At 43.8% G+C, this 11088-nt stretch carries 11 protein-coding genes; all 11 read left to right on the forward strand.

Annotated elements, in window-relative coordinates; genetic code table 11:
• The first annotated feature begins 64 nt into the window (after positions 1 to 64).
• The 11 genes from R3E32_26990 to R3E32_27040 all read left to right on the forward strand — a co-directional run bounded on the left by R3E32_26990 (position 65) and on the right by R3E32_27040 (position 11041).
• Positions 65 to 1015, forward strand: a complete 951-nt coding sequence (locus R3E32_26990) for a PepSY-like domain-containing protein (GenBank protein ID MEZ4888403.1) — start codon at positions 65 to 67, stop codon at positions 1013 to 1015.
• 175 nt (positions 1016 to 1190) lie between these two features.
• On the forward strand, positions 1191 to 1955 hold the full coding sequence (locus R3E32_26995) for a LytTR family DNA-binding domain-containing protein (protein MEZ4888404.1): 765 nt from the start codon (positions 1191 to 1193) through the stop codon (positions 1953 to 1955).
• Between the two features lie 154 nt (positions 1956 to 2109).
• A complete protein-coding gene (locus R3E32_27000; GenBank protein ID MEZ4888405.1) occupies positions 2110 to 2901 on the forward strand; it encodes a c-type cytochrome domain-containing protein in 792 nt (263 codons plus the stop codon).
• A gap of 912 nt (positions 2902 to 3813) precedes the next feature.
• Positions 3814 to 4569 carry a PepSY-like domain-containing protein gene (locus R3E32_27005; GenBank protein ID MEZ4888406.1) on the forward strand — a complete coding sequence of 252 codons (756 nt, stop codon included), beginning with the start codon at positions 3814 to 3816 and terminating at the stop codon, positions 4567 to 4569.
• 400 nt (positions 4570 to 4969) lie between these two features.
• Complete coding sequence (locus R3E32_27010; protein ID MEZ4888407.1) at positions 4970 to 6970, forward strand: PKD domain-containing protein; 2001 nt, start codon at positions 4970 to 4972, stop codon at positions 6968 to 6970.
• Positions 6958 to 7212: a hypothetical protein gene (locus tag R3E32_27015; protein ID MEZ4888408.1), complete on the forward strand. Its 255-nt coding sequence runs from the start codon at positions 6958 to 6960 to the stop codon at positions 7210 to 7212. The genes R3E32_27010 and R3E32_27015 overlap by 13 nt, the downstream gene beginning before the upstream one ends.
• On the forward strand, positions 7167 to 8492 hold the full coding sequence (locus R3E32_27020; protein MEZ4888409.1) for a plastocyanin/azurin family copper-binding protein: 1326 nt from the start codon (positions 7167 to 7169) through the stop codon (positions 8490 to 8492). Before R3E32_27015 ends, R3E32_27020 begins: the two co-directional genes overlap by 46 nt.
• Before the next feature lie 173 nt (positions 8493 to 8665).
• The gene (locus tag R3E32_27025; protein ID MEZ4888410.1) at positions 8666 to 9697 is read left to right on the forward strand and encodes a plastocyanin/azurin family copper-binding protein; all 1032 of its coding nucleotides are present in this window, start codon (positions 8666 to 8668) and stop codon (positions 9695 to 9697) included.
• A gap of 32 nt (positions 9698 to 9729) precedes the next feature.
• Entirely contained in the window at positions 9730 to 9873 is a 144-nt protein-coding gene (locus tag R3E32_27030; GenBank protein ID MEZ4888411.1) for a hypothetical protein, read from the forward strand.
• Between the two features lie 53 nt (positions 9874 to 9926).
• Entirely contained in the window at positions 9927 to 10187 is a 261-nt protein-coding gene (locus tag R3E32_27035; GenBank protein ID MEZ4888412.1) for a hypothetical protein, read from the forward strand.
• A gap of 116 nt (positions 10188 to 10303) precedes the next feature.
• Complete coding sequence (locus tag R3E32_27040) at positions 10304 to 11041, forward strand: hypothetical protein (GenBank protein MEZ4888413.1); 738 nt, start codon at positions 10304 to 10306, stop codon at positions 11039 to 11041.
• Positions 11042 to 11088 lie beyond the last annotated feature (47 nt).

Consider the following 11088-nt stretch of genomic DNA (forward strand, 5'->3'; position numbering starts at 1 on the left):
CACCAACAATAAAACACAAGTTGCAGCAACTAAATCATTCTTTAACTTTTAAAAACACCTTAACATGACACGTTTAATCCTAGTTTCAGTAGCGGCTTTTTTTATCACTTTTACAGCTTGTCAAAAAGAGGCTTTACCTCCTTTAGATACTCAAAACGACAGCGAACTTCTGCAAAAAGCAGCTTTTACAAACAACTCAGGAAATCCCATTGCAGTAAGCGATTTACCCTATGAGGTTCAAAAATACCTCAAGATTACCTATCCTACTGCTCCCATGATTGGTAGTTATTTCAACGATGATGGTTATTATTTTGTGCTTTTCAAAAGCGACTTGATATTGTACTTCAAAGCAAATGGAGTATATATGAAAGCAATCACTATGGAAGGCAACAGCACCAACATACCCAACGAAGTATTGCCAGATAAAGCCCTAAAATACCTAAAAATCACCTATCCCGAAAATCCCATTGGGCATACATTTAAGACCAATAACAATCAATTTCAAGTATTTTTATCAGATGGAATGTTTATTTATTTCGATGAATATGGAACATTTATGGAGGACAGCAATGGAGGAAGCGGCACAGGAAATGACAACGATACGGACACCGAAGTTGAAGAAGAAGCGGATATATTTGTAGCATTGAATGAACTGCCAAACAATACCCAAAAATACCTCAAAATATATTTTTCAATGTATGAATTTGGCAAAGCCTTCAAAAATACAAAAGGTTACAAAGCGTATATGGAGAATGAATTGTTACTTTATTTCGACCCAAACGGTGCGTATCTATCAGCAGATTTGAGCAATGCCCCCAATGCCATAATCAGTAAAATAATGGACTTCGAAGAGTTACCAATTGCTGCGATTAAGTTTGTCAAAAACAATTACCCCGAAGCAACCCCCTATTACACCTTCAAACAAAGCAATGAACAATATAGAGTCCAACTTTCCAATAACCTTATTATCTACTTCAATATGCAAGGTGAAGTGTTAGAAATTGTGGAAATATAGAAACCTATCAAATCGAATCATAATTTAAGTTGGCTGAACATATTGTTCAGCCAACTATTTTCCCCAATCAGCTATCTTTAGAAGGTAGATTCAGAGTAAGTGTATTACTTTAGCCTTACAGTAAGAAGATGATATATATTGGTGTTACAACCTAAAACAAAAATCACAAAGAGAAATGAAAGTACTCATCATTGAAGACGAATTTGCAGCAGCAAAACGACTACAAAGACTTATTCAGAACATCAATCCCGACATTGAAATCATCGAAGTATTAGACAGCATCGAAACCGCAGTAGAGTGGCTTCAAAATCATACGCATCCAGATTTAATGTTTCTCGATATACATCTTGCCGATGGTTCAAGCTTTGAAATTTTCCAACAAGTTCATATAATCACTCCCATTGTATTTACCACCGCCTATGACCAATATGCCCTTCAAGCCTTCCAACACAATAGCATAGACTACCTATTGAAGCCCATAAAACAAGAAGACCTATCGAAAGCCATTGACAAATACCAAAAAAGATATGGTGAAACTTCTCCTGCGATTGATTATCAAAAATTAGCCCAAGCGCTGCAATTACAATCTGCCAACCGTCAAACTCGCTTCTTAGTTCGATTTGGCCAAACACTCTTAGCAATAGACATAAAAGACGTAGCCTATTGTTATACTGAAAATAAAACCAACTTTATCATCACCTTTAACAACAAAAAATACGTCATAGACCAATACCTCGACGAACTCGAAAACATCCTAGATACCCAAAAATTCTTCCGCATCAACCGCCAATTCATTGTCAACTTTGATGCCATCACAGGAATGTACGCTTATTCAAAATCTAGGGTCAAACTCGACTTAAAACCTCCTTTTGAAGGAGCAGATACCGTAGTCAGCACCCAACGCTCCCCAATATTCAAACAGTGGCTAATAGGTAAGTAAAATTCTATTCTTAGCGTCCTTAGCGCCTTAGCGAGCCCCAAAAAACCATTCAGCCACCCCAATTCCCCATTCAGCCAAATTCCTCCTCAAAAAACCATTCCAAAGCCCTATTTTTGAACTAAAGATTTCTTTTGTTTTATTTTCAACCAAAGCTATGAAAACCAAACACCTCCTCATAAACTACTTCCTAATCATCGGACTATTCACCCTCCTACTCGCCATCACCGCCTGCGAACACGAACCCATTATACCCGACCCAATAGGAGAACCAATAGACACCACAACCACCGAACCCATTGATACCACCGACACAAACCCTGTTGACACCACCAATACAGGAACACCCTGCGAAGATGGAATCATATACTTTGAAAAAGACGTGTTGCCTATTTTCCTCTCCAATTGCGCCTTCAGTGGATGTCACGATGCTGCAACAGCAACCAAAGGAGTCATTTTAGATTCATACGAAAATGTGGTAAACACAGCAGATATAAAACCCTTCGATTTAGAAGCAGGTGACCTCTATGAAAACATCACCGAAAACGACCCCAACAAAATCATGCCTCCACCCCCAAACGCACCCCTCACCTCCAATCAAATATTCACCATTTCCCAATGGCTCCTACAGGGAGCAAAAAATCTTACTTGCGATGAATTAGGCACAGGCGGAAGCGGCTGCAATACCGAAAACATCACCTTCTCTCAAAATGTCTTCCCCATCATCGAAAGCAATTGTTTGGGCTGTCACAGCGGAGGCGCACCTTCTGGAAATGTCAATCTCACCAACTACGCCAACATCAAAACCCTAGCCATCAATGGGCGATTGTACGGAGCAATAAGCCGTCAAAGCGGATTCACACCAATGCCCTTCAATCTTCCAAAACTGCCCGAATGCCAGATTGAGCAAATAAAGACTTGGATAGATGCGGGAGCATTGAATGATTAGTTGTAGAAATAGGGATTGAAAAAAACCATGTGATCGCTTGCCTCCCCTTTTTCATAGATTCTTCCTAAACCCTGATTCAATTGAAGAATCTCAGAAGCGTTTCCATTCTGCAAAGAGAACTTCAAGGCATTCATTACTCCTACTATTATGACGATATTTCACTAAAAATTAGCCCCATTCGTAACCCATGAATTATTGGTTTACGAAATAATGCTTTATCACCCAAAAGAGAATAAACTATCTTTTTTGTTGCAAAAACACTGCTAAATAGGAAAAAGCCGTTCCCACAAATGCAATGGAAAAACCATATACACCACAAGCAATCCCCAGAGACCACAGACAGAGAAGCAAACATAAAAATAATGTTTCGAAGGCCTTTTATAATATTTTTATATTCAATTAATTGTAGGTATTATAAAGGCGAAATAGATAGCTATCAACTTGACAAATCACTGTATTAGTAATCCGTAGGCCAAACGATGATAATGTTTTTACCTTCACAAAGAAGGGCAATTAAGGGTGAATAGACAAGCATACATACATTGTTTTAGATGATTCAAAAAAACAATTTCTACTTTTTGAGGTACTCAAATCAAATAAACCATTTTGTTAAAAAACACAATGGAATCAATGAGAGAATGTACAAATCAACTAAATTTTCACCTTACCAAACACTCAGGAATATCTAAACAGGTATTTCCATCAGCCGAATAAGGAAATAAATAGGCTCAAGCAAAAGCAAGCAAATATAAAATGCCCCAATACTCCTCTGCCCATTCCTCATTCAACTGAAATTTAACCTCACTCGGCTGACATTTTTATGACAAATAAATATTTGACAATACCTTTGTCGCAGAGGCAAACAAAAACCTCTATCCTATTTTTTTTTTAACCACAAAAATGTTATTCAAAATGAAAAAGTTAGTAGTAATTTTATTAACAATCGTAAGTACCCTGTCTTTCACCGCATGTGAAAGCGACCTACAATCACTCGAAAACGAAACTGCTCAATCCAGCAAAGCAGAAACAGTAAGCATGGCTAGTTTACCTGCTTCTATTACCAACTATGTGCAGTCACACTACCCCAACGCAACCATCACCAGAGCAAGATTAGACAAACAAAACCGCTACAAAATTGACCTTAGCAACAACCTCCAACTCTACTTTACCAACAACGGTACTTTCATTAAAGCGGAAGCGGGAGATGATACAAATGACAACAATTCTCCAGACGATAACGGCGGAAATGGAAACGATGACAATTCTCCAGACGATAACGGCGGAAATGGAAACGATGACAACATAGGCAATGTCAATAGTTTACCTGCCAATATCAGCAGTTACATAACAAGCAACTACCCAAATACTACTGTAAGAGAAGTAAAGCGCAACGATATTGGAACCTACAGAATTGACCTTTCCGATGGCACAGACCTGTACTTCAATGCACAAGGAACGTTCTTGTTTTACGAACTCGAAAACGACAACGAAGCAACCATTTCAGCATCCAGCCTACCTGCCAAAGCCCGCAACTACATCGCTACCAATTACGCCAATACCAGCATTAAAAAAGCAAAAAGAATGCAAGCAGGCAGTTATCGAGTAGATTTAAAAAATAGCTTGCGATTGTTTTTCGACCAAAGCGGCAATTTTGTTTGGAAAAAATAGCGGCTCAAGCGAAAAATAAAGAAAGATATTATTGAAAGCATACATGTTTTTTATTTTTTCACAATGGGTGTGATAGATACAATAAAACGTATTGTTCGATTATAGAACAATGTAAGTATGGGTTAAGAGAGGTCAAAAGCGTTACGAACAGCCACTTGCTTGCAGGGGGCTGTTTTTTTCTTCCCATTCAGCCATACAGACAGACCATTCAGCAAAAAAAATAAGAATATCTACAAATATACTTGCAAATTTGAACCACTGATTTTAAACTTTACGGAGTAATAATATCCACCAAATCCAATTTACTATTGAAGTTTGATTTGAATTTTTAGATTTTTTGTTCTGTATTCACAACCCATGTAATAAAAAATTTTGCAGTTGATTTTAAAATTTTCAAAAAATGAAAAACGCTTACTCCATAATACTTTTTTTGCTCTTTTCACTCTTATCCAGTTTTCATTCCCAATCCCTATATGCCCAAAACTGCACCGCCAGTTTCGACTACCAAATGAACGGCTTAACCGTCACCTTTTCTGACCTATCCACCACCACATCAGGAACGATAACCAATTGGTCATGGGATTTTGGTGATGGTGTAGGCAGCATCTCCAATGACCAAAATCCTGTCCATACTTTTTCAACAGCAGGCGATTACACTATCTGCCTCACCATTACAGACTCCAACAACTGCACCAACACCTTTTGCTTAGACAATGCAGAAATATTTGCCTGCAAAGCCGCTTTCACTGCCGACCTCAATGGCTTAGAAGTCAATTTTACAGACCAATCCCTCACCACCGACGGAAGCACCATCACCTCTTGGTCATGGGATTTTGACGATGGAGGAACATCCAACCAACAAAACCCCATCCACACCTTTAGCGAAGAGGACAAATACAAAATTTGTTTAACAATAACCACATCTTCAGGCTGCAGCAATGAACTTTGCGCCGATGTCGAAATATGTGAAGTCAACCTATCCGTTTCCATCAATCCCAACTGCAATGCCAACAACGAAGTAGCCGTCACCATAACCGCCACCGATGTATTCGACAATGCCAAAGACATAGACATTTTAGTAGATGGAGTCATTCAAGCAGGCGGACCTTATCCCATAGATGCCACCACTCCCGTCACCCAAACCTTCAATATTCCAGGCGATGGACTGCAGCATACCATAAGCGTACAATCCACCGATATAGGCAGTTGCGCCACCAACACTACCATCACCGTACCCGATTGCAGTTCAGATTGTTTTCTTTCTGCCATCAATGTCAGCTACGCCAATCCAAGTACCACCAACATTCAAATCGGCGACAATTTTTTCAGCCCCAGCAATGTCACACTTGAAGTAGGCGACACCGCTCATTTTCAATGGGTAGGCTCAGGACACTCGACCACTTCCGATGCCACCACAGGACCAGACAGTTGGAATTCAGGAGTCATAGACATAGGCTCAACCTACGATGTCCAACTCCAAACACCCGCCATTCACAACTACTACTGCATTCCTCATGGCGGCCCCAACGGTACAGGAATGTCAGGAACAATCGTTGCCAACTGCCCCACAAATAACCAAGTCACCTTAGCCATTTCCTTCAATACCACCATAGCCAATCCAAGTGGTTTCAATCTTTATGTGGACAATGTGTTGGACACTGGAAGCCCTTACACCTATAGCGGAACGGGAGCAAACACCTTCAACTATACCTTAAATGGCGATGGAACAAACCATATTTTTCGCATTGAAGACATAAACGATTCCACCTGCGACATCGAAAAAAACTTCAATGCGCCCGATTGCGGAGCAGCACCAAGTTGCACCCTTTCCCTTTCTACCACCCAAACATCAGGCTGCAATACTGCCAACCAAGTTCCCTACGAATTAAATATTACAAGCATCAACGGAGGAGCGAATGGCTTCAATGTATTGGTGGATGGAGTCATTACTTCTACACAAACCTACAATGCAAGTGGCACAACAATTGTCAATCTGAATCTTTCGGGCGATGGACAAAGCCACACGATTGAAGTACAGGATGTGGACGATTCGACTTGTTCGGCAAGCACCACAACTATACTTCCAGACTGTTTTGCGGTATGTGATTTGACCAACCTCAACATCAGCACAGGTTCTGTCACCACCCACATCATCGAAGTCCAAGACTTCCAGTTTTTCCCTGCAAATATCAGCATCACCTTAGGCGACATTGTTGATTTCCAGTGGACAGGCGCAGTAGCCCACACCACGACTTCCGATGCCACGACAGGCGTAGATGCTTGGGATTCAGGACTATTGAATCAAGACGCAAGTTTTCAAGTGACCCCTACGACTTTGGGCAATCACCCTTACTACTGCACTCCGCATGGCGCACCGAATGGCGTGGAATGTCAGGAGTGATAACGGTCGTTCCCGACTGCAACAACAACCAAGTTTCGGCAACCTTGACCTTCAATGAAGCTAATGGCGGTTTTGGTGGCTTCAATGTGTTGGTGGACGGCACGGCAACAGCCGATAGCCCTTACACCTACGCTGCAAGCGGCTCAAATTCGGTCAATGTCTTAATCAATGGCGATGGACAAACCATACCGTTGAAGTGCAAGACGTGGACAACGGGACTTGTGCCGCTTCCACTTCAATAAGCACCGTAGATTGCAGCTTTACGCCACCTTGCGAACTGAGCCTTTCCGCCACCCAAACATCGGGCTGCAATGCCGCCAATGAAGTGCCTTTGGAACTGACCATAACGGCAAACAATGAAGGAGCGAATGGCTTCAATGTATTGGTAGATGGTGTGATTTCTACCACCGAAAATTACAATCCTTCGGGAACTACAACCGTCAATCTAAATCTTTCGGGCGATGGACAAAGCCACACGATTGAAGTACAGGATGTGGACGATTCGACTTGTTCGGCAAGCACCACAACTATACTTCCAGACTGTTTTGCGGTATGTGATTTGACCAACCTCAACATCAGCACAGGTTCTGTCACCACCCACATCATCGAAGTCCAAGACTTCCAGTTTTTCCCTGCAAATATCAGCATCACCTTAGGCGACATTGTTGATTTCCAGTGGACAGGCGCAGTAGCCCACACCACGACTTCCGATGCCACGACAGGCGTAGATGCTTGGGATTCAGGACTATTGAATCAAGACGCAAGTTTTCAAGTGACCCCTACGACTTTGGGCAATCACCCTTACTACTGCACTCCGCATGGCGCACCGAATGGCGTGGGAATGTCAGGAGTGATAACGGTCGTTCCCGACTGCAACAACAACCAAGTTTCGGCAACCTTGACCTTCAATGAAGCTAATGGCGGTTTTGGTGGCTTCAATGTGTTGGTGGACGGCACGGCAACAGCCGATAGCCCTTACACCTACGCTGCAAGCGGCTCAAATTCGGTCAATGTCTTAATCAATGGCGATGGACAAAACCATACCGTTGAAGTGCAAGACGTGGACAACGGGACTTGTGCCGCTTCCACTTCAATAAGCACCGTAGATTGCAGCTTTACGCCACCTTGCGAACTGAGCCTTTCCGCCACCCAAACATCGGGCTGCAATGCCGCCAATGAAGTGCCTTTGGAACTGACCATAACGGCAAACAATGAAGGAGCGAATGGCTTCAATGTATTGGTAGATGGTGTGATTTCTACCACCGAAAATTACAATCCTTCGGGAACTACAACCGTCAATCTAAATCTTTCGGGCGATGGACAAAGCCACACGATTGAAGTACAGGATGTGGACGATTCGACTTGTTCGGCAAGCACCACAACTATACTTCCAGACTGTTTTGCGGTATGTGATTTGACCAACCTCAACATCAGCAGGTTCTGTCACCACCCACATCATCGAAGTCCAAGACTTCCAGTTTTTCCCTGCAAATATCAGCATCACCTTAGGCGACATTGTTGATTTCCAGTGGACAGGCGCAGTAGCCCACACCACGACTTCCGATGCCACGACAGGCGTAGATGCTTGGGATTCAGGACTATTGAATCAAGACGCAAGTTTTCAAGTGACCCCTACGACTTTGGGCAATCACCCTTACTACTGCACTCCCGCATGGCGCACCGAATGGCGTGGGAATGTCAGGAGTGATAACGGTCGTTCCCGACTGCAACAACAACCAAGTTTCGGCAACCTTGACCTTCAATGAAGCTAATGGCGGTTTTGGTGGCTTCAATGTGTTGGTGGACGGCACGGCAACAGCCGATAGCCCTTACACCTACGCTGCAAGCGGCTCAAATTCGGTCAATGTCTTAATCAATGGCGATGGACAAAACCATACCGTTGAAGTGCAAGACGTGGACAACGGGACTTGTGCCGCTTCCACTTCAATAAGCACCGTAGATTGCAGCTTTACGCCACCTTGCGAACTGAGCCTTTCCGCCACCCAAACATCGGGCTGCAATGCCGCCAATGAAGTGCCTTTGGAACTGACCATAACGGCAAACAATGAAGGAGCGAATGGCTTCAATGTATTGGTAGATGGTGTGATTTCTACCACCGAAAATTACAATCCTTCGGGAACTACAACCGTCAATCTAAATCTTTCGGGCGATGGACAAAGCCACACGATTGAAGTACAGGATGTGGACGATTCGACTTGTTCGGCAAGCACCACAACTATACTTCCAGACTGTTTTGCGGTATGTGATTTGACCAACCTCAACATCAGCACAGGTTCTGTCACCACCCACATCATCGAAGTCCAAGACTTCCAGTTTTTCCCTGCAAATATCAGCATCACCTTAGGCGACATTGTTGATTTCCAGTGGACAGGCGCAGTAGCCCACACCACGACTTCCGATGCCACGACAGGCGTAGATGCTTGGGATTCAGGACTATTGAATCAAGACGCAAGTTTTCAAGTGACCCCTACGACTTTGGGCAATCACCCTTACTACTGCACTCCGCATGGCGCACCGAATGGCGTGGGAATGTCAGGAGTGATAACGGTCGTTCCCGACTGCAACAACAACCAAGTTTCGGCAACCTTGACCTTCAATGAAGCTAATGGCGGTTTTGGTGGCTTCAATGTGTTGGTGGACGGCACGGCAACAGCCGATAGCCCTTACACCTACGCTGCAAGCGGCTCAAATTCGTCAATGTCTTAATCAATGGCGATGGACAAAACCATACCGTTGAAGTGCAAGACGTGGACAACGGGACTTGTGCCGCTTCCACTTCAATAAGCACCGTAGATTGCAGCTTTACGCCACCTTGCGAACTGAGCCTTTCCGCCACCCAAACATCGGGCTGCAATGCCGCCAATGAAGTGCTTTTGAACTGACCATAACGGCAAACAATGAAGGAGCGAATGGCTTCAATGTATTGGTAGATGGTGTGATTTCTACCACCGAAAATTACAATCCTTCGGGAACTACAACCGTCAATCTAAATCTTTCGGGCGATGGACAAAGCCACACGATTGAAGTACAGGATGTGGACGATTCGACTTGTTCGGCAAGCACCACAACTATACTTCCAGACTGTTTTGCGGTATGTGATTTGACCAACCTCAACATCAGCACAGGTTCTGTCACCACCCACATCATCGAAGTCCAAGACTTCCAGTTTTTCCTGCAAATATCAGCATCACCTTAGGCGACATTGTTGATTTCCAGTGGACAGGCGCAGTAGCCCACACCACGACTTCCGATGCCACGACAGGCGTAGATGCTTGGGATTCAGGACTATTGAATCAAGACGCAAGTTTTCAAGTGACCCCTACGACTTTGGGCAATCACCCTTACTACTGCACTCCGCATGGCGCACCGAATGGCGTGGGAATGTCAGGAGTGATAACGGTCGTTCCCGACTGCAACAACAACCAAGTTTCGGCAACCTTGACCTTCAATGAAGCTAATGGCGGTTTTGGTGGCTTCAATGTGTTGGTGGACGGCACGGCAACAGCCGATAGCCCTTACACCTACGCTGCAAGCGGCTCAAATTCGGTCAATGTCTTAATCAATGGCGATGGACAAAACCATACCGTTGAAGTGCAAGACGTGGACAACGGGACTTGTGCCGCTTCCACTTCAATAAGCACCGTAGATTGCAGCTTTACGCCACCTTGCGAACTGAGCCTTTCCGCCACCCAAACATCGGGCTGCAATGCCGCCAATGAAGTGCCTTTGGAACTGACCATAACGGCAAACAATGAAGGAGCGAATGGCTTCAATGTATTGGTAGATGGTGTGATTTCTACCACCGAAAATTACAATCCTTCGGGAACTACAACCGTCAATCTAAATCTTTCGGGCGATGGACAAAGCCACACGATTGAAGTACAGGATGTGGACGATTCGACTTGTTCGGCAAGCACCACAACTATACTTCCAGACTGTTTTGCGGTATGTGATTTGACCAACCTCAACATCAGCACAGGTTCTGTCACCACCCACATCATCGAAGTCCAAGACTTCCAGTTTTTCCTGCAAATATCAGCATCACCTTAGGCGACATTGTTGATTTCCAGTGGACAGGCGCAGTAGCCCACACCACG

This window comes from Chitinophagales bacterium (assembly GCA_041392475.1).
Classification (GTDB): Bacteria; Bacteroidota; Bacteroidia; order Chitinophagales; family UBA2359; genus JAUHXA01.

Excerpts from the sequence above, each read along its gene's own strand:
- R3E32_26990 (MEZ4888403.1), top strand. The coding sequence starts at position 65 with ATGACACGTTTAATCCTAGTTTCAGTAGCGGCTTTTTTTATCACTTTT.
- R3E32_26995 (MEZ4888404.1), top strand. The coding sequence starts at position 1,191 with ATGAAAGTACTCATCATTGAAGACGAATTTGCAGCAGCAAAACGACTA.
- R3E32_27000 (MEZ4888405.1), top strand. The coding sequence starts at position 2,110 with ATGAAAACCAAACACCTCCTCATAAACTACTTCCTAATCATCGGACTA.
- R3E32_27005 (MEZ4888406.1), top strand. The coding sequence starts at position 3,814 with ATGAAAAAGTTAGTAGTAATTTTATTAACAATCGTAAGTACCCTGTCT.
- R3E32_27010 (MEZ4888407.1), top strand. The coding sequence starts at position 4,970 with ATGAAAAACGCTTACTCCATAATACTTTTTTTGCTCTTTTCACTCTTA.
- R3E32_27015 (MEZ4888408.1), top strand. The coding sequence starts at position 6,958 with ATGTCAGGAGTGATAACGGTCGTTCCCGACTGCAACAACAACCAAGTT.
- R3E32_27025 (MEZ4888410.1), top strand. The coding sequence starts at position 8,666 with ATGTCAGGAGTGATAACGGTCGTTCCCGACTGCAACAACAACCAAGTT.